Source organism: Rhodoluna sp., assembly GCF_044239955.1.
In the GTDB taxonomy this organism is placed as follows: Bacteria; Actinomycetota; Actinomycetes; order Actinomycetales; family Microbacteriaceae; genus Rhodoluna.
Window position 1 is genome coordinate 43,999 of record NZ_JBIIAL010000002.1, and the last position, 24,638, is coordinate 68,636.

The following is a 24,638-nucleotide window of genomic DNA, read 5'->3' on the forward strand; positions in this document are numbered from 1 at the left end:
GATGATCGACCTAAATCTCCTTAGAGAATCCCCAGATGCCGTAAAGGCATCTCAGCGTGCCAGAGGTAGACAAGAGTCACTAGTTGACCAAGCGGTCGATGCAGACACCAAGCGCCGGAAGGCGCTCGCGGAATTTGAAACCCTAAGGGCTGAACAAAACACTCACTCAAAGCTCGTTTCCACCGCCCCTAAAGATCAAAAAGCTGAATTAGTTGCAGCCGCTCAAGACTTAGCTAGCAAAGTGAAGGCTGCTAATGAGTTAGCAAATACTGCCTCTGAAGAGTTAGATGTGATTTTGTGGAAAATCGAAAACGTAGTTAGTGAAGGTGTTCCTTCCGGGGGCGAGAAAGACTTTTTTGTTCTGAAAGAAGTAGGAACAAAACCCTCTTTTGATTTTGAACCTAGAGACCATGTTGCCCTTGGTGAACTACTGGATGTGATCGACATTGAACGAGGCGCAAAGATCTCGGGATCTAGGTTTTATTTCCTAAAAGGCATGGGTGCGAGGCTTGAACTTGCTCTAATGAACTTGGCCTTAGATCTTGCAACCAAGGCTGGCTTTACCGCGCTGATTACCCCCACTCTTGTTAGACCTGAGATCATGGCGGGGACTGGTTTTCTTGGCGAGCACGCGGACGAAATCTATTATCTTCCGGCCGATGATCTATACCTCACCGGAACTAGTGAGGTAGCTCTTGCTGGATATCACCGAGATGAGATTGTTGATCTAAACAACGGACCTCTTAGATATGCAGGTTGGTCAACTTGCTATAGAAGAGAAGCTGGTAGTCACGGAAAAGACACCAGAGGAATTCTCAGGGTTCACCAATTCAACAAGCTTGAAATGTTTAGCTACATCAAGCCAGAACAAGCTGAGCAAGAGCATCAAAAACTCTTGGCTTTTCAAGAACAGATGCTTCAAGCTTGCGAGCTGCCTTATCGAATAATTGATACTGCAGCCGGCGACCTAGGTTCATCCGCAGCAAGAAAGTACGATGCAGAAGCTTGGGTACCAACTCAAAATGATTTCCGTGAGTTAACATCCACCTCAAACTGCACCACCTATCAAGCAAGGCGCCTAAACGTTCGCTATAGAACTGAAGATGGCAAGACAGCCATCGCTGCAACCTTAAATGGAACCCTTGCCACAACCCGGTGGCTAGTCGCAATCCTAGAAAATCACCAGCTCGCTGATGGTTCGGTTAAGATCCCTGCCGCTTTGAGGCCATACCTTGGTGGAGAAGAACTAATCCTTCCCAAGAACGCATAATAGAACTCAACAACGAATCCAACATGCCAAATCTTTCCCCAAGTGACCGATGGCTAATCGGTCTAGACATTGACGGGACACTAGTTCATGACGATGGGTATCTATCTCCAGAGGTTGCCAAAGAGGTAAGTCGGGTCAAGGACCTAGGCCATGAAGTCATTGTTGCAACTGGCCGCTCCGCTCCAAACGCCGTCCCAGTAGTTAGAGATCTTGGGATTAAACAAGGCTTCGTCGTAAGTTCAAATGGAGCAGTGACAGTAGAGCTAGATAACCTGCACCCAAGAGGATTCAAGATAGCCGACGTGATTACCTTTGAACCCGCGGAAGTGCTGACACAGCTGATTGAATATTTACCTCAGGCCCACTTCGCCGTAGAAGATGTCGATGGAAGCTACCGCTTTCATCGACCTTTTCCCTCGTATGCCCTTGGTGATCAAAACTTTGAGACACCGCTTGATGAGCTGATGCATCATCCGGTTAGCAGAGTTGTTGTGTTGTCTCCAGAGCACGACGTTGATGAATTTTTAGGACTGATTTCAAATATCGGATTGTCATCTGTAAGTTACGCCATTGGCTATACCGCTTGGTTGGATATTTCCCCACAAGGTGTCACGAAGGCAAGTGCTTTGGAAGTGCAGCGATCTCGATTAGGAATCGAAAAAAATCAGGTCCTAGTAATGGGAGATGGAAGAAATGACATCGAGATGTTTGAGTGGGCGAAGAATTCTGGTGGACTAGCTTTTGCCATGGGTCAAGCCCCCAAGGAAGTCCAATTGGCTGCAACAGATGTGACCGCATCAGTTACTGACGATGGGGTTGCGCAAGTCCTGGCAGGCCTCGAGGGCTTTTTGTTTTCTAGAGGGAGCTAGTAGGAAGCAATTGCTATAAACTCCTTTACGGAGGTCTGTCCGAGCGGCCGATGGAGCTGGTCTTGAAAACCAGTGAACAGCAATGTTTCGTGGGTTCGAATCCCACGGCCTCCGCCATAAAAGCTGAGAGTTTCCAGAGCTTGACCGATAAAGTTTTGCTTTTGAATAGACTGGAAACTTAGATATAGCTCGGGATGGGAAGTTAGTTGTCGGATAATTTACCAAACTTCGCTTCGCGCAGAGTAATCAGACCTCCTGCGGATCCCAAGAAATTTCCACCCAGACACGGAGATCAGAAGCCACCCGCCCCAGGCAGAAAGTATTTCCGCTGGGCATTAAAGGGATTGGCGGTTGTCGCAGGAGCCGCAGTAGCGGCTGCGGGAATTTCGGCTTTCGACATTTACAACAAACTAAACCAAGACAACATTGTTTTATCTACCGGCGCTGAAGTCGACCTCGATGGCCCAATCAATTTTTTACTCATCGGATCTGATACCCGAGACGGCCAAGGTGAAGAATATGGCGAAGGACTAGTAACCTCCGAACTAGCAGATGTGATCATCTTGCTACACATCACAAAGGACAGAGAGGACGCAACTGTAGTTTCGTTCCCAAGAGATCTATTGGTTTCCGTACCTGAATGCCCGAATCCAGAGGGAGGGGTTTTCCCCGCAATCGAACGTCAGCAAATCAACAGCACTATTTCTCGGGGCGGAGTAGCCTGCACTCACCTTACGATTCAAAAACTTACTGGGCTGGAAATACCGTTTTTAGCAATGATTGACTTCAACGGCGTTATTGAAATGTCAAACGCTGTTGGTGGCGTAGAAGTCACCATTGATCAGGATATTTCTGATGACTACTCCCAGTTTTACATTGAAGCCGGTACTCACACCTTGAAGGGCAAAGAAGCCCTTGGATTCTTAAGAACAAGACACGGTTTCGGGGATGGCTCGGACCTTGGTCGAATCTCAAATCAACAAATGTTCCTAATGTCCCTATTCGACAAGATAAAGCAAGATGGAGTTCTCAACAACCCGATCGCCCTCTACAGTCTTGCTAGTTCGGCTGCACGAAACATGAAGCTATCCGAATCGATTACTGAACTCGACACAATGGTTACTTTGGCCGGGGCGCTCAGGCAGGTTGACACTTCGCGAATGATTTTTACTGCAGTACCGACTTATGCGCTTGAGGGTGCAGATGCAGGCCGCCTAGGCTTAGTCCCGGATGAGGCAGCTGCACTATTTGATCAAATTCAGAATGATCTGCCAGTAGTCAATAATGCAACCACTACTCCGTAGAGGGTTGGCTCAACTTCTCACCACGGGACTCGATAGTAAATTGAGCTAAACTCAATACGTTCTCGGAGACGTCGCATAGCCCGGTCGAGTGCGCCTCACTGCTAATGAGGTAGGGGTGTTAAAGCCCCTCGGAGGTTCAAATCCTCTCGTCTCCGCTCACCATCGAAGTCCCAACATTCGAAACCCCCTTAGGATTTAGATGTGTTGAAAGCAATAAAACTAAGTTTTGCTTTTATGACTGTTTTTGAGAGAGCGGTCTGGATTGCAATTGTGGCCCTTCGGTCAGCTCTTGCATTGCTTGACATTGCTGGAATTATGGCAATTGGATACCTTGCAACATCAACCGTGGCACTAATCTCTGGCGGAAGCGAAACTGGGCCAAGTTTTGAATTATTGGGGTTTTCAGTACCCGCAGTAAATATTGAAACTATCCCACTAATTGCTGGAGTAATACTTGCTCTATTCCTCAGTAAAGCAGTTCTGTCCGTGGCACTAACGAGATGGGCAGCATTCTTTGTTGCGAGTATTGAAGCAAGAGCCGCCAAGACAATATCTGAGATTAGATTCGGTGGGAATCTAATCGGTATAAGAAAATACTCTTTAGAAGAGATGATGTATGCGGTTCAAGGCGGAACAGCCAACGCTTTTGGAGGGCTCTTAAACAGCTTTAACACTCTCGTTTCCGAAGGCTTTCTATTCATTGTTGTTATCGCCATGGGCTTCTTTTTTGTGGACGCTATCGCAACCTTGGCCGCTATATTTTACTTCGGATTAATTGCTTTTATTATTCAATTCTTTATTGGGTCACTAATGAGTAGGGCTCAAGAAGTCAACTACGACAGCTCAATCAGAGTAGCTAGCTCAGTAAACAACTTAATTTCGGTGTTCAGAGAATTGTCAGTTTCGGGCAAGCGAGAAAAGTACATCGACGACATCTACAAAGCCAAAAAAGATTTTGCTAACAGCAATGCGAAAACTTTCTATCTGGGCGGTATGCCTAGGTACATTATTGAAGCTGCTTTACTCGTTGGGTTAGCGCTGTTTTTCTTATCTCAGCTGCTGTCGGGGGACATCTCAAGCTCAGCTGGCAAAGTCGGAATCTTTATTGCAGGTGGCTTCCGGCTCACGGCTGCTTTGCTACCTCTTCAATCTGCACTGCTTTCGATCAAGTCCGCGATTCCTGGTGCGAAGATCGCTCATGACATTCTTGCGGGGGCACCTGAGCTACTGAAGGCCGCAGCTGTTCCAGCTGATGCTAATAAGCAGAACATTGTTGTAGGCAAGCCAATCGGAGTTGTATTTGAGGACGTTTCTTTCTCGTATCCAGATTCGTCTTCTCCTGCAATTACAAATGTGAATTTCACTGTTGAGCCTGGATCACAAACTGCTTTGATGGGAGCGTCTGGTGCAGGTAAATCCACCATCGCAGATATTCTCTGCTTGCTTCTCACTCCTACCTCGGGACGCGTTTATCGAAACACCAACCTTTACGACAAACTGGGTGAAATTGGGGGCCGTGTCAGTTACGTTCCACAAAAACCCGGCATGGTTTCAGGCACAATTTTAGAAAACGTCGCTTTGGGAGAAGAAGTTGAAACTGTCGATCGCGAGGAAGTCATCGCAGCTCTTCAGGCAGCGCACCTTGGCAACTTGATATTGGACCTACCTCAAGGAATCGACACTCCGTTGGGTAAGTTAAAGGACAGCTTGTCCGGAGGACAAATGCAGCGGTTAGGTCTAGCTCGGGCAATTTATTCGAAGCCGAGTTTGTTGGTGATGGATGAAGCAACCTCGGCACTCGACGCTGAGTCTGAAGCGGAAATACAAAAGACACTTGAAGAGATGCGGGGTCAAGTGACCGTAGTAGTTATAGCCCACCGACTGAACACGATTCAGCACGCCGACAAGGTCATATTGCTTCAAGACGGTAAAGTCCATGATGCCGGGACCTTCAAAGAGCTGATTGCACGCAATCCGTCTGTTGAAAAAGGTGTCGAGCTAATGAAGATCGAAGAAAACTAGCTAGACAAACTTCGGTACATCGACCACGTGAGAGTTCTCAGTGACACTCTCGATATCATGTTTTACCATCAGGCTGGCTAAGCCGGCGACGTCTAGAGTGTGCTTCCAATCAAGTTTCTTTTGAGCCTTTGAAGCTTCACCGATTAGTGAGTCAACTTCTGTCGGGCGAACATAACGGTCGTCGAATTTGACGTACTTTTGCCAATCCAAACCTGCTTCCTGGAATGCAAATTCTAGGAAATCTTTTACCGTTGCTGAAGCACCTGTTGCAATCACAAAATCCTCAGGGGTATCTGCTTGAAGCATGAGCCACATCGCTCTTACATACTCGGGTGCGTAGCCCCAGTCCCTCACGGCGTCCAGGTTTCCTAGGTAAAGATCCTTTTGGATACCAAGCTTGATCTTTGCAACCGCACGGGAGATTTTTCTTGTTACGAAGGTCTCACCTCTTCGTGGCGACTCGTGATTAAAGAGGATCCCGTTTACTGCGAACAATCCATAAGCTTCTCTGTAGTTTCGGGTCATCCAGTACGAATAGAGTTTGGCAGCGCCGTATGGGCTTCTGGGGTAGAACTCAGTAGTTTCGCTCTGAGGCGGCGGTGTCGCCCCAAACATTTCTGAGCTCGACGCCTGGTAGAACTTGGTTTCCGGGCAAGCGAGCCTTATACCTTCGAGCAGGCGAGTGGTGGCCAATCCAGTGACGTCGCCGGTAAATTCTGGTTGATCAAATGAAACACGAACGTGTGACTGTGCAGCTAGGTGGTAAACCTCATCTGGTCTAATCGAAAAAAGAAGCGTTGTGAGCCTAGAAGCATCAGAGAGATCTGCGAAGTGAAGAAATAGAGAGCGATTCTCTTCATGAACATCCTCAAAGAGATGGTCAATCCGTTGGGTGTTGAGGTTGGATGCTCTTCGCACTAAGCCGTGGACCTCGTAGCCTTTGGAGAGTAAAAACTCGGCTAAGTAAGAACCATCTTGACCCGTGATACCAGTGATAAGCGCTTTTCTCTTCATGCGGACAAAGTTAGCAGATTTGGGCGCCTAACTTAGTGAACTGCGGTTCAATCCTGGCTACGAAATAAATCCAAGGGACAAAGCTAGATAAATTGCACATAAATCAGGCCGTAGAACTCAATACAGCTGACTATCAAACTCGGTTTCAAATTAGACTAAACGTAATCATTCAGCAATGAGACATAAAAGTCGCAATTGCCTTGGCCGAAAAAAAGAAAGAAATCATGAAAATACTTCTTGTCGGAATGGCAGACAGTATTCATCTTTCGCGCTGGATATCCCAATTTGATTCAAGTGATTTGATATTTGAGGTTGTCTCCGCTTCTCCACATAGAAGAGTTCAGAAGGGCATATCTGAGCGCGCACGAAAATCAAACCGAGTCTCAATTACCTGGTTTTCAAGAGTTTTCTCATTACCTATGTGGATAGCCGATAGGTTTCTTTCCGACTGGGTTCGGGGTGCATACATCGCCTGGAGGATTCGGCGGTTTAATCCAGAGATCGTTCATATCCATGAGCTGCAAAATGCGGGATACGCAACCCGAAGAGCCTTTCAACTTCTTAAGAAAAAACCAAAACTTATAGTTACTAACTATGGAAGCGAAATTGTCTGGTTCTCAAAGTTTCCTAAGCACAAAGCAAAGATAAAGGCGTTACTTGACATAGCTGATGGTTTCAGCGCAGAGTGCACCCGGGATTACAACCTCGCCGCACAGATTTCTTCTGGCTACCAAACGCTTCCACTTATGCCGGTTGCTGGAGGTCTGGCCAGATTCACTGGACCCGAAGGGGTTCGGAACAAGATAGCAATCAAGGGATATGAAAACCATTGGGGTAAAGCCATCGTGGCTCTGGAAACCGTTGCAGGTTTGGGGGCCAAGCTCGGCAATCTTGAGATTGTTTTATACAGTTGCAACGCTCCTGTGCTTAGAGCTGCAAAGAAACTTTCCAAGTCCACTGGAATGAAAATTACCACTCATAAAAAAGGTGCTCTTTCTCACAGCCAAGTAATGGATCTATTCAAATCCTCTTTGATTTACGTAGGACATTCGCTTTCCGATGGGATTTCAACATCAATGGTTGAGGCAATGGCCATGGGGGCAATTCCGGTCCAAACAAACACTTCTTGTGCCCAGGAGTGGTTAGTTGACAAGAAAACAGGCTTTATCTTTACCCCGAATGATTTAGACGCTCTTCGCTCTGCGGTTCTGGACATAATCGAAGGCAAGTTTGACTCTGAAGCAGCAAGGGCTGAGAACTATGCTGTTATTGATTCAAGGTATAACCCAGACAAGCTTTCTTTAATCGCGGCCGGGTATTACCAGAGTCTTACTGCAAGTGCTTGAAGAACTAGAAGGACAAAACATGGATCAGGTCCCCAAGCTAATAGTTGGCGCGAGGCATGTGGATGAGCGAGGATCCTTACTTTTCAACAATGAATTGAACATTCTGAACTTCAGACGAATGTACATAATCAATAATTCAGATAGCCAACCATTTCGTGGTTGGCACGGCCACGAGTTTGAGTCGAAAATATTCATCACGTTGTCAGGACGAATTAGATTTGGCGCTGTCAGAGTCAAGGATTGGTCCAATCCTGACAAATCAGCAGTACCTCAGGTCGAAGACCTTAAAGCCGATTCTCTCGATGCATTCTTTGTTCCCGGGGGTTACGCAAATGGCATTCTTTCACTAGAGCCAGGTTCTCAGGCTCTAGTTATCTCCTCGTCAACGTTGAGCGATAGCTTGGTCGATGATTACAGGATTGAATCAACATTCTGGAAAATCTAGACTTCCTTCAAATCGGACTATATTTGAAGAATTATGTCGAGACATTCAGCAGGGGCGGGTATCAGTAATGGCTAAGACAGAGAGCCCAAAGACCAACCCACTTAAGGCTGCAGACCCCAAAAAAGGATTCTCAAACAAAATCGTCCGCTGGACAAGCATCTCGATTGTTTCGGCCATCATGACTTTGGGTGCTTGGGCGTTTGCATCCCCCATCGGCTCCACTCCAGATGATGACTACCACCTGGTCAGCATTTGGTGTGGGCAGGGCTTCCGGGACGGCATCTGTGAGGAAGGTTCTGAACCCCGTGAAGTAGTAGTGCGTGAAACATTGATGGAGTACTCATTTTGTTATGCATTTAACCCAGACGACACTGCTACGTGTAGGCAAACAGATACGTTTGCACCAACAACAAGAAGTAATGGGGGAGAGAACCCCCGAATTTTCTATTGGGTAATGAGTTGGTTTGCCAGCGATGATTTGACGGCTTCTGTAATTTCAATCCGTTTTTTCAATTCAATACTTATAGTGCTTGGCTTCGCTGCTGTAACTTTTGCCCTGCCTAGACATTTGCGCCGAGTACCGGTTGTAAGCGCAGTTTCCATCGCGGTTCCGCTTGGCTTGTTTATTCTTCCAAGTACCAACCCCTCTGCTTGGGGTGTCTATGCGGTGGTGCTTTTCTTCTCAGCTTTGCTTGGTTTTGTCATAACGAAGGATCGAAGATCCCGCTGGATTTTGGGGCCAATCGCTTTGGCTACTCTTCTGATGTCAGCTGGAAGTCGACCCGACTCGGCTCTCTATACTTTGGTCGCCATTGCTGCGGTAGTTATCATTACCTTCACCCGCAAAATGATCACCCCGGTCAACATTTCAATAGCGGCTGCACTTTTGTTGATGGGAGCAATATTCCTGTTTGGCTCCGCCAACACTTCGGCAACGCTCACCGGTGCGCCAGGCGGCGGTCTAACTACCTTTACGGGTGGACAGCTTTACGCCAACATAATCAATTTGCCCACCCTCTGGGTTGGCGGCTTTGGCGTTTGGGGCCTTGGGTGGCTCGATACCGCGATGTCTCCAATTGTTTGGGTGGTCGGTTGGGGAGTATTTCTCAGCTTGCTTTTCTCAGCGATTATGTATTTCAACGTTCAACAAGGGTTGTCAGTTACTCTAATTTTTGCTGCGCTGATCCTTGTTCCCCTGCTAGCACTTAGCGCGAGTGGATTGCTTGTTGGACAGTTCGTCCAACCTCGTTACTTGACGGGGTTGCTCGGAATGCTGATTGCTGCTGCAATGTTTCGAACCTCAATGAACTCGGGTCCGCTCATGTCTCGCGCTCAAGTTTGGATACTTGGGTTCGCCTTGGTGTTTGCACACATCGTTGCCCTTAGAACCAATATGGGTCGCTACCTAACTGGAATGAGTGAGGTGGCAGAAAATCTCGACTATGGCTTTGAGTGGTGGTGGGTTGGTAGACCAGCTAGCGGTGAATTGTTCTGGTTCTCACCGAACTTGGTCTGGATTACTGGATCGGTAGCCTTTGCCGTATTTTTGGTTTCCCTTTGGAAACTCAGGGCAGAACTTGGCCTTCCAGGTTATAACGAATGGAATAAAGAAACTGCATCAGTTGATTCGTCAGTAACGGCTACTAAAACAGTAACTAAGAAGAGAAAGACCAGTGCCCCTAAAAAAGTACTAGTTGCCAAAAAAGCAAAGCCTCGGAAGAAAACATGAAAATCTATGTGGCGGGCCACCGTGGCCTAGTTGGCTCAGCAACCGTTCGGGAAATTGAAAAAGACTCCAAACACGTCTTTATTGGGCAAACAAGGGCTGAGCTCGACCTGTTGGACAGAGCTGCGGTATTTGCTTACCTAGCTAAGGAAAAGCCAGATGCGGTCATTATTGCTGCTGCCAAGGTCGGTGGTATTCAGGCCAACAACACTTATCCTGTGGAGTTTTTGTCTCAAAACTTGCAGATTGAAACCAACCTTCTAGATGGGGCTCATGCTGCAGGAATTGAGAGAGTTCTTTTCCTAGGTTCTTCTTGTGTTTATCCAAAGTTTGCCCAGCAACCGATTCGGGAAGAGTACCTGCTAACTGGAGAGCTTGAGAAGACTAACGAGGCTTATGCCCTGGCCAAGATCTCTGGACTCAAGCTTGTTCAGGCCTATAGAGCTCAATACGGCCACCGTTGGATATCTGCGATGCCCACCAACATGTATGGCCCAGGTGACAACTTTGATCTTGAGAACTCGCATGTTTTGCCGGCCCTTATAAGAAAGTTCGATGACGCTAAAACCAGTGGAGCTAAATCGGTTACCCTCTGGGGATCTGGGTCACCGAGGCGAGAGTTCTTGCACGCGGATGATTTGGGTAGCGCTTGTATTTTTCTGTTGGAAAACTATGACGACGACATCGCCATCAACGTTGGAGTTGGAGAAGATGTCTCAATCAAGGAGCTAGCCGAAACCATCAAGCGAATTGTCGGCTTCGAAGGATCTATTGAATGGGACTCATCAAAGCCAGATGGAACTCCAAGAAAACTCCTAGATGTTTCGAGACTTACCGATTTGGGCTGGAAAGCAAAGATTTCCTTAGAAGATGGAATCCGCTCTACCTACGAGTGGTACAAAGCAAACCAAAAGGGCTAATCAGCCAATCGTTTCCAAAACTGCCATGGCTGCGTTGTGACCTGCAATGCCGCTAACCGCGCCACCTCGTCTTGCACCTGCGCCACAAACCAGCAAGTTCTCTCTTTTGGTTTCCACTCCCCACTTTTGGGATGCGGTGGATTGTGATTCGTGGTCTTCAAGAAAGGGCCAGGCAAGTGCTCCGTGGAAGATGTTTCCTCCTGGAAGCCTGAGAACATCTTCAAGATCTTGAGTGGTCTTTACTTCTATACAGAGCTCACCATTGGCGTCTTTCATCAGAAGATCTTCGATGTTCTCTGCAAGAACTGAATTCAAAGAGGCGAGCACCGCCTGCTTGAGTTTTTCTCGCATTTCGTCTTGGTCTTTGCCATCAAGTAAAGCGTGTGGGGTGTGTAGGGCAAAGACCGTTAGGGTCTGAACCCCTTGCTCCTGTAGTGCCTTGGAGAGAATGCTTGGGTCAGTCAGTGAGTGGCAATAGATCTCACAAGGCAGGGGATTAGGTATCTCACCCTTGGAGGCTTGCTCAAAAGCACTCTGTAGCTGGCTGTAGTTTTCGTTGATGTGAAATGTTCCACCGAAGGCAGCTACCGGATCCAAGAACTGGTCCTTGAGTTTTGGTAAGCGCTTCAGTAACAGATTCACTTTTACCTGGGCGCCATCCATCTTGGTGGCCGCGGGGACTATGTCTTCTAGACCGGTTAGTTTCTCTAACTCCGTCGGGGAAACATTAGCCAGCACATACTTTCCTTGGATAGAGCGCTGGTCTCCTTGCTGGCTGTAGACAATCGTGTTGTCTTCACCTATGGAGCTAACATCGCAATCAGCCAGCAAAGTAACCCCAAGTTGCTTTGCTACTTTGTAAAGCGAGTCTGTGACCCGGCCCATACCGCCGATAGGGATGTTCCAGTCTCCTGTTTCATTACCAATCACGTGATACAAAAAGCACTTGTTGACATCTAGGTTTGGATCCAGATTGGAACCAAAGGTTCCAATCAGACCGTCTGTGAGAACAACCCCTCTAACTAGATCCGATTCAAAGCTTTCTTCAATAACCTTGCCTACCGGTTGCTCTATGAACTCTTCCCAGATCTGGTCACTACCTGAAAGCTCTCTTAGTTTTGCCTTGGCTTCCGATCTGGTGGGAAGTGGATCAAGCACTGTTGGAAACAATGCTTTAGCTAGCAAGGTGGTCTTTCTATAAAACTCATGCCAAGCTTCTGCGTCTTTGGTTGTCCCGATTGATTCAAATGACGAAGAAGTAGCTAGCTTGTCTTGGTTGTCTACCAGCAGACCTTTATTGGTTCCAGGTTGGGGTGTATAAGAGGAGTAGCGTCTGGGAGCTAGTTGGATATCTAGCTTTAGGTCTTCAATGATCTTTTTTGGAAGAAGTGAAACTAGATAGGAGTATCTCGAAAGCTTGGCCTCTACTCCAGCAAAGGTTTGCTCAGACACCGCTGCTCCACCGAAGGTGGAGAGCCTCTCAAGCACAGTGACTTTTAGTCCGGCTTTGGCAAGATAGCAGGCTGCGGTTAGGCCGTTGTGCCCCCCACCTACCACTACGACGTCTGTACTCATTCTCCAATTATGCGGTACCCACAAAAGGCCAGTTATACGGGTTTTCGGGTTCCTCGACGCATTGCGGAAATGCTTTGGATTGCTGCCAGCATGGGCTCAAACCTTTGGTTTGACTTGGATTTTGGGCCACGGGGTGATTGTTATCAACCCGTTACTGTGACAACGCAAGGGCTTTGTAATGCTGGGCTAGATTACTTGAGAGCCGTGATTACGGTTGGGGGCTCAAGCCTCCTTCAATTGAAAGGAACACCATATATGTCAGTTATGCGTAGACGTAGTACTGCTTTTGCAGGACTCGCAATCGCTTCTGCCCTAGTGCTGAGCGGCTGTGCCGCTACAGACGAAGGCAGTGGATCAGCCAGCTGTGACGTAGTCACAGAGGTTACATGGCTAAACACAATCAAGATCGAAATCCAGGAGCAGTTCATCGAAGCTGTTGACGAGTACAACGCTGTCAACACCGACTGTGTCAAGATTTCCATCATTGAGTACCCACAGGGAGAACCATTCTTCTCTGTAGCTACACCTCTATACGAAGCTGGTAACGCTCCAGTTGTTATGACCATTCTTCAGGAGCTTCCTGACATGGCAGAGCGCGTTATGGACTGGACCGGAACCGACCTAGCTGCACTTGCAGCTGACGGAACTCTTGATGGTGCAAACATCGATGGCAAGCAGGTAGGTATTCCTGTTACTGCTGAAGCTTTCGGTTTGCTATACAACAAGGCAGTTTTGGACGAAGCCGGTGTTGACCCATCAACAATCGCAACTCGCGATGACCTAGAGGCTGCTTTCGAAGCAGTTGAAGCAACTGGTGTTTCTGCAGTTCACTTCTCAGGTCTATGGTGGTCACTTGGTGCTCACTTCACAAACATCTACCACACAACAGCTGCAGAAGATCAGGCTGGCCGTCTAGGCGTTCTTGATGGTCTAAAGGCTGGAGATGTGTCACTTCTAGACGACCCACGTTTCGTGGACTGGCTAGATACCTTCGACCTAATGAAGGACTACTCAATCGACTCAGCTTCCATTGCTGACACCGACTACGACCAGGGTGTAGAGAACCTAGCTACTGGTGAAGTTGGTTTCTGGTTCATGGGTAACTGGGCAGAGCCTAACTTGCTAACCACCGACCCTGAGGGTTCATACGGTGTAATGCCAGTTCCAACCAGCAACACTGCTGGTGCTTACGGTAACGACGGAATCTCTGTTGGTGTGCCTTTCTACATCGTTATCGATGAAGAGCAGTCCACTCCAGAAGAGCGCGCAGGAGCTCAGGCTTTCCTTACCTGGCTACTAACCACTCCAGAGGGTCAGGCTCGTTGGTCAGGTCCAGTTGAAGACGGTGGAATGAACTTCATCCCTGTCTACGACGGATTCACCGTTAGCCCATCCACATTCATGGCAACAGACATCGCTAGCTACATCGCTGGCGGAAAGTCTCTAGCCTGGATCAACAGTGCGTACCCAACTGGTCTGCAGGACGTCTATGGCGCTGCAGCTCAGAAGTACTATGACGGCATCTCCGACCGCGCTGCATTTGCTGCAGAGCTTGAGGGTGCTTGGCTCGAGTAGTATGAAACTGATTTAGCGTCAAGCTAAAGCAGAGCTTTACAAGTGACCCACCTGGGGCTAAAAATCCAGGTGGGTCACTTACAAGAAAGGCAATCGTGGCATCTACAACTGCAAAGAAAATTGCAGCAGTAAAGAAGTTCAGTATCTTCGCCCTGATTCCACTGGCTATTTTTGCCATCGTTCTAATCGTTCCTTTTGTTCGAGGAATCTACTTCACATTTACTGACTGGGATGGCTTCGGTTACGACAACTTTGTTGGTTTTGACAACTACGCAGCTTCTCTAGCAGACGAAAAGTTCTGGGCTGCGATCTGGCTTACTTTTGCGTATGTAGCGGTTTCTTTAGTTCTTGTAAATGTCGTGGCCTTCGGCCTGGCTCTAATCGTGACTCTTCCATTGCGCGGAACCACAGTCCTTAGAACCTTCTTCTTTGTTCCAAACCTTATTGGTGGTGTGATCCTCGGTCTGATCTGGCAGTTCATCTTTGGCCAAGCCCTGCCAACCATCTCGGAAACTTTTACGCTGCCTATTTTTACTGAAAACTGGTTGCTTAGCACCGATACAGCCTTCTGGTCACTGGTTATTGTCACTGTCTGGCAGATGTCTGGTTACATGATGATCATCTACATCACCGGCTTGATGAGCATTGAAAGAGACGTCTTAGAGGCAGCGCTAATAGATGGTGCAACCGGTTGGAGAACCCTTGCCCTAATCAAGATTCCACTTATGGCTCAGGCCTTCACGATCTCGCTGTTCTTGACTCTTCGAAATACCTTCATGGCATACGACGTGAACCTCGCCCTTACAGGAGGCGGACCTTACCGAACTACCGAGCTGATCTCGATGCATGTGTTCAAAGAGGCTTTCGGGTTTGGTTTCTTTGCAACCGGTCAGTCCCAGGCGGTATTGATGTTCTTGATGATTGCCGTAGCGGCAATCACCCAGGTGATTATTTCCAAGCGTGCTGAGGTGCAGCGATGAAGCGCACCAAAGTTATAAATAGAATTGTTTTCTCTCTCGGGGCTGTTTTGGCGGTTTTGTATGCATTCCCGTTCTTTTTAGTGATCGTGAACTCCGTCAAGGAAAAGCGTGAAATCCGAAATGATCCTCTTTCGATTACCCTTGAGCCACTCTGGGAGAACTTTTCTGAAGCCATCCGCCGAATGGACTACTGGCAGTCACTTATCAATTCCATTTTTATTACCACTTTCTCGGTAGTTGCCATCATCATCACTTCCTCGCTATTGGCTTACTACCTAGCAAGAAACAACAATAAGTTCACGAGCATTATCTTTGTTATCTTGGTGGCTTCCATGATTGTTCCATTCCAGGCCCTGATGATTCCGTTCGTTGGACTGTTTGGATCCTTGGGTATCCTAAGTAGCCAACCGTCACTGATTTTCTTCTACGTTGGTTTTGGTGTTGCCATGTCAACATTCCTTTATCACGGGTTTATCAAGAACATTCCCTTCGAGTTGGATGAGGCTGCCTCAATTGATGGCGCATCTTCATTTATGACCTTCCGAAAGATCATTTTCCCGATGCTCAGCCCGGTAACAGCAACAGTTGCAATCATTAATGCACTCTGGATCTGGAACGACTACCTACTGCCATCTTTGGTTTTGGTTCAAGACGACAGAACCTTACCGCTTCGAACCTACGTGTTCTATGGAACTTACACTTCCGACTACGGTCTAGCCATGGCGGGTCTATTGATCTCGATGGTCCCAATCATCATTTTCTACTTCATGATGCAAAAGAGAATCATCGCTGGTATTTCCGCTGGAGCGGTTAAGTAACCTAAGCAGCAGATGCTCAAGCTAACTGACCGCTGGATTTGGGATTCCTGGTTCAGTTTCGATGGTGACAACCACCATGTTTTTTACCTCAGTGCTCCTAGGGATTTAGTAGACCCAAACTTGAGACACAGAAACCCAACTATCGGGCACGCTGTTTCTGCTGATCTTGTTAACTGGGAAGTTTTACCCGATGCGATTACACCCTCGTTGGAACCAGCCTTTGATTCTTGGACCACCTGGACTGGCAGTGTTGTGAAGGACCAGCAGGGGCTTTGGTGGATGTTTTACACCGGGACTTCAAGACAAGACGGTGGAGACATCCAGCGCGTTGGTGCGGCTACCTCCAAGGACCTTGTGACCTGGAACAAGGTATCGAAAGACGCACTGCTGGATGCAGGTACTGAGCACTACGAATTACTTGATTACAACAAGTGGCACGACCAAGCCTTTAGAGATCCCTGGGTGTTTTTCCACAGCGACAACTCTTGGCACATGTTTGTAACCGCGAGAGCTACACACGGTGAAAAGTTTTCCAGGGGAGTTGTTGGGCACGCAACGAGCAAGGACTTGTTGGATTGGGAACTACTTGCTCCTTTGACCGAACCAAATGGCGGCTTTGGTCAGCTTGAGGTTTTGCAGGTGGAAGTTATTGATGGGGTGCCAACACTGATTTGGTGCTGTGGGACACCAGAGCTAAGCGAAGAAGCCAAGACCCGCTATGGCGAAGGCGGAATGTTCTCAGTAACCGGTGAAAGCATTCTTGGACCGTTTGATATCAGGAAAGCTGTCAGGCTGCCACACCCGAGTTTGTATGCCGCTAGAGCAGTAGAACACCAGGGTAAGTGGTACATGCTTGGGTTCATCAACGAAGTTGATGGGGTCTTTGTCGGAGAGCTTTCTGATCCCATTCCGCTAAAGATCAGTGGGAATGGTTTGACCATAGATTTGAACTAGATCTTTTCTGGTGTGTAGTTACAAACATCTCCGGGGCAAAGCCTTGGTGGTTGCTTAGAGAATCTTCTTGCTAGCTCGCAACCAACGCAAATGCCAAATGATGATTCCAAAAACAGCAGTGATATGCACACCCCACACAACACCAAGGGAATGGGTCCAGTAAGAGCTAACCAACCCATGGTGAAACAAGAGACCGAAACAAAACCAAAGCCCATGTACCAGGCAATTTTCTTGGGATTGGCATCCACCCACTCTGGACGCTGGGGTCTAACAATTAGTGAACCTAGAAACATCGAGGGAGAGTACTTAGCGTTGAAAAACAACCTAATAAACATATCCAGCATGAATAGGGCACCAAACGCTCTTAGTGGTCCATAGTTTTCGGTCAACAAAGCTAGCGACCAGGCAAAAAAGCCAATTACAAATAAAATTCCAGCGGCTGCTCTAACAGCTCGTTCGTTGAATACACCGAAATCGATTCCGGGAACGGTCTCACCAAACTCGTGCTTCAATGCCTTGTCTTTCTTAGGAGATTTGAGTTGCAAAATCAAGCAACCCATTCAGTCTAGACAACGACTTAAGCTCTTCGATACTTCTAAATCTTGACCTGGCAATCTGCGGTGAGTAAACCATGAAACAGTTGGCTTTAGCTCTAGATACGGCAACATTCAACCTGTTTCTATCGAGAATAAACTCCAGACCCCTTGGTGCGTCAGCAGCAGTGGATGCTGCCATCGAAACTATTACAACCATGGCTTCTCTACCCTGGAACTTGTCTACTGTTCCTACTGCCACTTCTTGTAAGCCGGCGGCATCTAGTTGCTTTCGAATCAGATCTACCTGGGCGTTATAAGGAGCAACCACCAAAATCTCCGAGGCTCCTAAAACAGCGCTTTGCGCTTTGGCTATCTCAACTACCTTGTTAGCTTCCTCAATCGAGCTAGAGGAATTGCCAACATGGTGAACCGGGACAGTGATTAGCCCTGGATCAAGACCAGATACCTGGTTTCTGTCGGTATCTGGATGAGAGTGAAGTTTGTTCTTATATGAAAGCCAGCTAACTGGAGCATTAATCTGCGGGTGCATACGCCTTGTGATATCGACGAAGTAACCGGAGTCTTCTTCCAAGATCTGGCTATCGCCCATGTAGTGACCAAGGGCTGAGTTATCTACCCCTCCTGGGTGAACAGCTTGGACCACCTGGGTTAGCTGTTGTGGGTCGCCAAGTAAAACTAGGTTTTTGGTATTGGCAGTTACCGCAATTGCATCCACCAGCGAGAACTGAGCTGCTTCGTCAACAAAGATGTAGTCAAAGCCGTGTTCAAGAACCTCCTTGGCGCAAAAGCTCCAAGAGGTACCTCCCATTACTAGTCCTTCTTGTCCTGCTAACCACTTGCCAAGGACCTGATTCGTGGAAGGTGTTGCCCAACCCTTTGCTTGCTTGTCACCGCTTTGGCTCTTTTTAGCCATCGCAGAAGGTGATACCCCAGCCTCCAGGCACGCCCACATCAAGTTCTCAACGGCGGAGTGAGAGTTGGCGACCACGCCAACTCTTTTACCCTGATCAACTAGTTGCTTGATAACTCTCGAGCCCAGATAGGTCTTGCCCGATCCGGGGGGACCCTGGATAGCCAGCACCGAATGATCAAGATCATTTACAGCTTCCGTGATCGCAAATAAATAGTCATCGCCTACTACCTCGGGAAGCTGGCTAAGGGTTCGAAGTGCTGGCTCTTTTCGCATTAGAAGATCAATGGCAGGGTGACGCATTTCTGGTTCTTGTTCCGGTGAGCCCCAAGATGCAGCTAGCTCTTGGACCACCTGTCCGACAGTTTCTGGCTTATTACCAAGCGGTATCCACTCATCTTCGAAGATTGCGTTTGGTTCGAGCATCATGTTTTCAAAACGGGCGTCACGTTCGAATTCAATTAGATTGCCATTTATTGAAAGCACGCGACCGTAGTCAGTGTCTTGCTGGTTGGCACCAAGGCTGTACCTAACAAAGAGCTTCTGATCCTTTTTGAGAAAACAGGTTTGGCCTGGCTCTAGTTGGTATTGGTAGACAATCTTGATTTTGGTTTCTGGGTCTACGCCAAAAAAATCACTTGTTGATTGACTTGTTTGGCAGCCTTGAACAACTAACGCTTTGCGATCTCTATGTAGCGCTTCATAGGTAGCATCTTTTCGTATTCCCCAGTCACGCCAGCGAATAACGTCTTCGCGGTTGTAATAGAGAATCGAGTGGGTAAGAGCTAGCCAAATCTTGGCCCGGTAGTCACCTTGGGGTGAATGACCCCAATCAAAATTTTCCAGCTTGGCTTCAAGTGCAGAAGTTTTTTGAATGAGCCGCTCTAGATCGCGCTCTGCCTTCTTAGCTCTTTGAGATTCGGGAAAATCTTCTCTGGAGTCTTGGCGTTTAGCCTCACGGGCTTTTTTTATATCTTTGGCCCTTTGAAACTCCTGGTATCTGGTGTGTGCTCCATCCAGTGAAGAGAGCCAATCAAATAACCCCATCGTGGAGACGCAGTCATCTTCGTTGTAATCGGTGATCTGCTGCATAACCTCTTTAGCTTTTGGATCCTTTAGTTCAACTAGCTGCCGGTAGTAGTCATACTCATCGATCGATGACCCGGCATCTAAGACTTTGCTTCTTCTTTCAAACTCATAGAACGCTTCTAGCTTTTTGATTGAGTAGCTCGGCTGTGAAACCATGATTGAGCCTTTGACCACTTTGAATAGGTCAATCATGTGGCCTGAGCTAACTAGCTCAGATATTTCTTTCTCTAAGATTCCATGCCTTGCGGCAAGCCTGGTTAGCGCAGTTACCTCGTAGCTGGCGTAATGGTAGATGTGCGCGGTCTTGTCTTGGTTTAGCTTCTCGGTAACAAGTTCAACGAACGCTTTGAGCGCCTTCTTTTCTTGAACTCTGTCGTGGGCAAAGAATGGGACAAACTTGCCATCTCTGAATGATGAACCAAACAGATACTCAAGGCCGCCTTCTTCGGGGTAGTAAGGGAAACCTTCCATGTCAAAAAAGATGTCGTTTGCTGAAGCCGGTGGTAAAACTGCAATTTCAGGATCAGGTAGAACTAAATGGCTGACCTTCCCGGTTTGCTTGTAATCGTGCTGCAACCTGGCCTGGGTTCTAAGTTTTTCAAAAGTGGTTGCCGTGATTTCGACCGGCCGCTCTGAGTCTTTAGCGCTTGCTAGTTTTTCCATGGTGTCAATACCTGCAAGCTTGAACTTTTCTATTTGCGAGCGGTTGATTCCAGCTATTTGCACAAGGTGATCTGTATCAAGTCTTGCCTGCTCGCACAGAGCTGGATACTCACAAACCTTGCAAGAGTCTTTGGTTTCACAATAAAGAGTTAGATCTTCTAGGCACATCGAATTGTCAAAAGTTTTTATGGCTTCAGCAAGCTCTGTTCTTGCAGCCTTCATGGCAGGAACAATCTCTGAATCCTCGAAGTTAGCTAGCTTTCTAGATCCAAGGATCAACCCAGATTCTTTTTCTGATTGGAAACCAAGAGCCACAAGTGCATCGGCGTAGAGAGCTATTTGCAGTAGGTAGTTAGGTTTAGCTGAAGATGCCAACTTGGCATCCCATGCAACGTATTTGCCCTGACTCTCATAGCCTTCAATTTGCCTCGCTCGAAGGATCCTGTTTTCAAAATAGAGCTCGTAGTCATCTCGGACTAGAAAGTCTGGTTTTCCGTTGAATTGAAGCAGTCCAACTCGGTGTTCAATATATCCCTGAAAGATAACTGGCACCTTGGCTCGCATCAGATCCACAGTTGCCGCAAAGGCATCTTTACCTTCGGGTCTTTGGAATTGTTCAGGCCCCAAACAATCGAGCAATTCTTGCTCGAGGGCTGCCTCAAAAGCCATTCCGTAGGTGATGGCCAGATTGTCTGGCTCCACGTAGTACTGCTTTAGAAGCTGATTTAGGCCAGCTACATCTAACTGGCTGGCTATAGCCAGCTGGCTACAGTGATCACAGCCTGAGGAGCGCATCAAGTCGCGGGTATTGAAAGACCAGTGGTTGTCGGCGAGCTTTTTCATTGCCTTCATTCTGGCAGGAGCTAGTGACAATGCAGCAGATGTGAGGTCAGCACTATCTTTTTTTGTCTGAAAATGTTCGAAACGCCATAATTAGATTCAGTACATAGATACGACCCAGGGGGATTCCAGTGCCAACATCAAGAACCCTTGTCGTGGTCGAAAACGAGTCACTGCTTAGAGACCTGATTGCTCGATCCTTGGAAGCTGTCGGCTTCGCTGTCACAACCGCTGCAAATGCTTCAGATGCCAAGCGTGCTTGCAAGGCGGTTGATCCTGATGCCTGCATAGTCGACATCGAATTGGGCCCGGGTCCAGATGGTTTTGACTTTGCGGAGTACTTGGCTCGTGAAGCTCCCGATGTTGGAGTCGTTTTCCTAACTAACTTGCCGGATCCAAGATTTGCTCAAAAAGATCTCAAGGCAGTGAAGCAATCGCAAGCTTACCTACGCAAATCACAACTGGTTGACTCCAAAGAACTAGTGGATGCGGTGAACGCCGTACTAAAAGAGGAAGACGTCTCGAAGTTCCGTCACGATCAGTCAACCGGTCGACCGCTTGCTGACTTATCCAAGCGTCAACTAACTGTTTTGCAACTTATGGCGGAAGGCTTTTCCAATACTCAAATTGCCGAGGCTCGCGGCACCACAGTCCGCGCGGTGGAGGGAATGATTTCAAGAATTTTTCAAGCACTCGAGATTGACGCTCAAGGCGCTGGCAATGCTCGCATCGCGGCCTCCAAAGCTTACATGAGTGCCGTTGGTGCGGTAGCGTCGGATCAGTGACCGATAGCTACAAACCACACCGCCCAACGGCCAAGAGGCTGTTTCAACAGGTTGGGTCTAGATACGCACTTTCAAATCCAGTTTTGGTTCTCTTTTTAATTCCAGCTTTTGGCGTTGGATTAATTTTCGATCAGACCCGATCTGATGCAACTTTTGGGTACCGGTTACTGAGTGCAACGATTGGCTATATCGCAACGATTATTCCTTTGCTGATTGCCAGAACTTTCTTACCAAATAAACCAAGATCAAGTAGACCTGCTTTGATGATGGCAATTTTTCTGCTAGCCGGATTGATTCGTGGGGCAACGCTTCTTGAGCTCTCAATTCTGTCTGGTGAATTTCAAGAGGGTGAGTTGATTTACCGCCTGGTCGGGGGACCACTTTTTACACTTGTCGCCTTGATTTTAAACGCAATTCTGGTTTCTAATTTCGCTCGCCATAAACAAGCTCTTGTCTCTCTTGCTGCCGAGCGCTTGCGGCTTCAGGTTAGATCGGCTGGTGTCCTCGCTCGAGTGCAGCAACAGCAGGAAGAGTTGGTTGACAAGGTCGGGACATTAATCCGGCCTACCATGAGAAAGATTCAAGAAACCTTCACGACCGAATCATCGGCAGCAGCGATTAGTTCATTGAGAGACGCTGCCGATGAAGTGGTTCGGCCACTGAGTAGAGAAGTTGCCGATGGTCAAGATGATTTGAACTTTGAAAGTGAACCTGCAGCTGTTCGAGTGAAGTCTTCTCTTCCGAAGCGAGTAATTCTTGGTGAGTTCTTAATTCCATTTTGGGCAGCAACGATGTCTATTGGGCTTCTAGCATCCAGCACTTTTCTTCTGGAGAGCCCGGCAAATGCTCTCGTTGTTTTGACCTTGATTTTTGTACTAGTTTTTGGCTTTGGAAGAACTATTCAAGCCCTAACTAACAAATTGGAGATTCCAACGCTGTTGGCCTGGATTTTGATTCCACTTACTTATACTGTTCCCCTAAGTGCCTTCTTCCTACTTCAACCGATACTGAACATGCAAAGTACTGATGCGCAGATATTCACCATGATGTTTTTTGAATGGAACCTAGGCCTACTTCTTTTCTTTGCGCAATTGGTCCAATTGCAACGCCGAGAGACCACCGAGCGGCTCGAGGATGTGAACAAGCAGCTGGAGATTATTTCATCTAGGCTCTCCCAGGAACTTTGGCTAAACCGCAAGAGAATGGCAGCGCTGCTACACGGACCAGTGCAGGCTTCGCTCTATGCAGCTGCGATGGGTATGGCACAAACCAAGAACCCGTCAGCTGACTACCTTGCCAAAGTCCAAAAAGATATCGAGGCCGCCCTAGAGCAGCTCAATAACCCAAACCGTCTTGAGTCAGAAACGTTGTTGTCTGTTCTAAACCAAATCAAAGACCTTTGGTCAGACAGCGTAGAGGTATCAGTTACTGTTCCGAAAGAGCTTGAACAAGAAATAACCCACGAGCCTCTCACCTGCGAGGCAACTATTGAACTCACTAGAGAGTTGGTTACTAATTCCATCAAGCACGGTAAAGCCAACAAGGTTTCAGTCAATATTTCAGCAATCGATGCCAGTAGGTTCCGGGTTGAGGTTTCAGACAACGGACTAGCCCCAAACCCAGAGTCCACTCCAGGCTATGGAACCAAAGTCTTGAATGAGCTCAGCTTGAACTGGGAGAGAACTAGATCAGGCGACACAACCCGAGCTTCCGCAGAAATGGTTCTAGCAGGAGGTAGCGTCTAGGTTCTATGCCTAGACCAACCCCAATCCGCAGACCGCTAAGTCTTCCTCACCCTAAGAGGCTGGCTGAAGATCACCCCGCGCGCGAAGAGATGCTGCGTCGTCACGAATTGGCAATGGCTTTAGATCAACCGGGCTATAAAGACCCAGTAACAGGCAATTTTGTGTTTACCGCTAAAGAACTTTCCAACTTTGAGCGCTGCTGCGCTATGGAGTGTAGGCACTGCCCCTTTATGCGCTAGCTGAAATAACTACTGCAAGTTCAGCCTTGGTTGGAGGCTCTGCCCCAACTCTTTCGCAGGTGATGCTCGCGGCAATGGCTGCGACCCTAGTGATTTCAGCTAGCTGCTCATTGGTTACCGAAGCTAGCTTTTGACCCGGAGCTTCACCTAATGCATCCAGGGCAAGAAGGCCCGTGAGCATGTGTGCGCAGAAGGTATCTCCCGAGCCCACGGTGTCTTGAACTTGAACCGCACGAGAAGGAACATCGATACGGATATTGTTTTTGCGATAGATACTTACCCCATCTGGCCCACGGGTTACAAACACAATTTGATCGCTGTTTTGAATCCAATTCGAGACAATTTCGTCGACACTAGATCCGCTCTCCAGGCCGTAGAGCCAGTTAATGTCATCGTCGGAGGCCTTAATAATATGCGAAATTGAGTTGATGCGTTCAACTCTTTCGCGCTCAACGCTTGCCTCAAATCCAAGTGCTGGGCGAACGTTGATATCGTGTGAAAGAGTGAGGGAACCTTCCTTGAAAAACTCAGCCGCCCAAGCTTCAATAACTTTGTTACCTGGACCTAGCGCCATGGTTAGACAACCAAACTGCAGCGCTTTTGCTCCAATTTGAGAAAGCGTCTGTGCGGTTGGTAATTCTTCTCTGGTGAAATTCCAGTCTGCAGTTCCTTCAACATAAAAGGAATATTTGGCACCGCCGGTTGCACCAATTGATGCAATTGCCAAAGAGGTGGCCTCGGGAGCATCAATTGCGTAGTCAAGACCTACGCCGTTTGTTTCTAGACGAGTTCTAATTTTCTGGCCAAAAGAATCTGAAGATATTCTTGCAAGAAGTTGCTGAGGGGTTCCAGCTCTTGCTAGAGCGATGGCGACATTGGCATTTGCTCCTCCAACTACCGCCTGGTAGCTGCCAGAGTCCGCTTTGCTCTCAATTAGGTCAATAAGAGCCTCGCCAATCACCACAATCATCCCTCAATTTTATGGGTCAGGC

General features: G+C 47.8%; 20 protein-coding genes and 2 tRNA genes. 17 read left to right on the forward strand and 5 right to left on the reverse strand.

All coding sequences use genetic code 11. The features are described from left to right. Nucleotide 1 precedes the first annotated feature (1 nt). The 6 genes from serS to AC9UFE_RS01695 all read left to right on the forward strand — a co-directional run bounded on the left by serS (nt 2) and on the right by AC9UFE_RS01695 (nt 5,465). Complete coding sequence (serS, locus tag AC9UFE_RS01670; RefSeq protein WP_509545195.1) at nt 2-1,270, forward strand: serine--tRNA ligase; 1,269 nt, start codon at nt 2-4, stop codon at nt 1,268-1,270. Nucleotides 1,271-1,293: 23 nt separating this feature from the next. Continuing rightward, nucleotides 1,294-2,139 (forward strand): HAD family hydrolase, encoded by an 846-nt coding sequence (locus AC9UFE_RS01675; protein WP_509545197.1) that lies wholly within the window; start codon nt 1,294-1,296, stop codon nt 2,137-2,139. A 29-nt stretch (nt 2,140-2,168) separates the two neighbouring features. Then, nucleotides 2,169-2,256, forward strand: a tRNA-Ser gene (locus tag AC9UFE_RS01680). 89 nt (nt 2,257-2,345) lie between these two features. After that, nucleotides 2,346-3,443, forward strand: coding sequence for an LCP family protein (locus tag AC9UFE_RS01685; protein WP_509545199.1), 1,098 nt, complete (start codon nt 2,346-2,348; stop codon nt 3,441-3,443). 64 nt (nt 3,444-3,507) lie between these two features. After that, nucleotides 3,508-3,598: transfer RNA gene (locus AC9UFE_RS01690), tRNA-Ser, on the forward strand. A gap of 46 nt (nt 3,599-3,644) precedes the next feature. After that, nucleotides 3,645-5,465, forward strand: coding sequence for an ABC transporter ATP-binding protein (locus AC9UFE_RS01695; protein WP_509545200.1), 1,821 nt, complete (start codon nt 3,645-3,647; stop codon nt 5,463-5,465). Here AC9UFE_RS01695 and gmd read toward each other — a convergent pair whose 3' ends face one another. Continuing rightward, the gene (gmd, locus tag AC9UFE_RS01700; protein WP_509545201.1) at nt 5,466-6,479 is read right to left on the reverse strand and encodes a GDP-mannose 4,6-dehydratase; all 1,014 of its coding nucleotides are present in this window, start codon (nt 6,477-6,479) and stop codon (nt 5,466-5,468) included. 224 nt (nt 6,480-6,703) lie between these two features. On the opposite strand from gmd, the gene AC9UFE_RS01705 reads away from it, so the two are divergent. From AC9UFE_RS01705 to AC9UFE_RS01720, 4 genes are all read left to right on the forward strand, one after another. Beyond that, a complete protein-coding gene (locus tag AC9UFE_RS01705) occupies nt 6,704-7,825 on the forward strand; it encodes a glycosyltransferase (RefSeq protein WP_509545203.1) in 1,122 nt (373 codons plus the stop codon). Continuing rightward, the gene (locus AC9UFE_RS01710) at nt 7,818-8,270 is read left to right on the forward strand and encodes a WxcM-like domain-containing protein (protein ID WP_509545205.1); all 453 of its coding nucleotides are present in this window, start codon (nt 7,818-7,820) and stop codon (nt 8,268-8,270) included. Before AC9UFE_RS01705 ends, AC9UFE_RS01710 begins: the two co-directional genes overlap by 8 nt. A gap of 67 nt (nt 8,271-8,337) precedes the next feature. Next, nucleotides 8,338-9,999 carry a DUF2142 domain-containing protein gene (locus AC9UFE_RS01715; protein WP_509545207.1) on the forward strand — a complete coding sequence of 554 codons (1,662 nt, stop codon included), beginning with the start codon at nt 8,338-8,340 and terminating at the stop codon, nt 9,997-9,999. Next, complete coding sequence (locus AC9UFE_RS01720; RefSeq protein WP_509545208.1) at nt 9,996-10,916, forward strand: GDP-L-fucose synthase family protein; 921 nt, start codon at nt 9,996-9,998, stop codon at nt 10,914-10,916. Before AC9UFE_RS01715 ends, AC9UFE_RS01720 begins: the two co-directional genes overlap by 4 nt. Here the strand turns inward: AC9UFE_RS01720 and AC9UFE_RS01725 are convergent, their stop codons facing one another. Then, entirely contained in the window at nt 10,917-12,491 is a 1,575-nt protein-coding gene (locus tag AC9UFE_RS01725; protein WP_509545210.1) for a phytoene desaturase family protein, read from the reverse strand. Nucleotides 12,492-12,755: 264 nt separating this feature from the next. On the opposite strand from AC9UFE_RS01725, the gene AC9UFE_RS01730 reads away from it, so the two are divergent. From AC9UFE_RS01730 to AC9UFE_RS01745, 4 genes are all read left to right on the forward strand, one after another. Further along, on the forward strand, nt 12,756-14,066 hold the full coding sequence (locus AC9UFE_RS01730; protein WP_509545212.1) for an ABC transporter substrate-binding protein: 1,311 nt from the start codon (nt 12,756-12,758) through the stop codon (nt 14,064-14,066). A 95-nt stretch (nt 14,067-14,161) separates the two neighbouring features. Further along, the gene (locus AC9UFE_RS01735) at nt 14,162-15,046 is read left to right on the forward strand and encodes a carbohydrate ABC transporter permease (RefSeq protein ID WP_509545214.1); all 885 of its coding nucleotides are present in this window, start codon (nt 14,162-14,164) and stop codon (nt 15,044-15,046) included. After that, nucleotides 15,043-15,864, forward strand: coding sequence for a carbohydrate ABC transporter permease (locus tag AC9UFE_RS01740; protein ID WP_509545216.1), 822 nt, complete (start codon nt 15,043-15,045; stop codon nt 15,862-15,864). The genes AC9UFE_RS01735 and AC9UFE_RS01740 overlap by 4 nt, the downstream gene beginning before the upstream one ends. Before the next feature lie 12 nt (nt 15,865-15,876). Continuing rightward, nucleotides 15,877-16,818 carry a glycosyl hydrolase family 32 gene (locus tag AC9UFE_RS01745; RefSeq protein ID WP_509545217.1) on the forward strand — a complete coding sequence of 314 codons (942 nt, stop codon included), beginning with the start codon at nt 15,877-15,879 and terminating at the stop codon, nt 16,816-16,818. On the opposite strand, the gene AC9UFE_RS01750 is transcribed toward AC9UFE_RS01745, so the two are convergent. Next, complete coding sequence (locus AC9UFE_RS01750) at nt 16,815-17,363, reverse strand: DUF4395 domain-containing protein (RefSeq protein ID WP_509545219.1); 549 nt, start codon at nt 17,361-17,363, stop codon at nt 16,815-16,817. The genes AC9UFE_RS01745 and AC9UFE_RS01750 overlap by 4 nt on opposite strands. Beyond that, nucleotides 17,344-20,880 carry a TM0106 family RecB-like putative nuclease gene (locus tag AC9UFE_RS01755; RefSeq protein ID WP_509545221.1) on the reverse strand — a complete coding sequence of 1,179 codons (3,537 nt, stop codon included), beginning with the start codon at nt 20,878-20,880 and terminating at the stop codon, nt 17,344-17,346. Before AC9UFE_RS01755 ends, AC9UFE_RS01750 begins: the two co-directional genes overlap by 20 nt. Nucleotides 20,881-21,008: 128 nt before the next feature. On the opposite strand from AC9UFE_RS01755, the gene AC9UFE_RS01760 reads away from it, so the two are divergent. The 3 genes from AC9UFE_RS01760 to AC9UFE_RS01770 are packed head-to-tail and all read left to right on the forward strand — an operon-like array spanning nt 21,009 to nt 23,646. After that, complete coding sequence (locus tag AC9UFE_RS01760; protein ID WP_509545223.1) at nt 21,009-21,662, forward strand: response regulator transcription factor; 654 nt, start codon at nt 21,009-21,011, stop codon at nt 21,660-21,662. Beyond that, nucleotides 21,659-23,407: a sensor histidine kinase gene (locus AC9UFE_RS01765; RefSeq protein WP_509545225.1), complete on the forward strand. Its 1,749-nt coding sequence runs from the start codon at nt 21,659-21,661 to the stop codon at nt 23,405-23,407. The genes AC9UFE_RS01760 and AC9UFE_RS01765 overlap by 4 nt, the downstream gene beginning before the upstream one ends. A gap of 5 nt (nt 23,408-23,412) precedes the next feature. Continuing rightward, a complete protein-coding gene (locus AC9UFE_RS01770; protein ID WP_509545226.1) occupies nt 23,413-23,646 on the forward strand; it encodes a DUF5522 domain-containing protein in 234 nt (77 codons plus the stop codon). On the opposite strand, the gene AC9UFE_RS01775 is transcribed toward AC9UFE_RS01770, so the two are convergent. After that, nucleotides 23,636-24,616: a carbohydrate kinase family protein gene (locus AC9UFE_RS01775; protein ID WP_509545228.1), complete on the reverse strand. Its 981-nt coding sequence runs from the start codon at nt 24,614-24,616 to the stop codon at nt 23,636-23,638. The genes AC9UFE_RS01770 and AC9UFE_RS01775 overlap by 11 nt on opposite strands. Nucleotides 24,617-24,638: the final 22 nt, after the last annotated feature.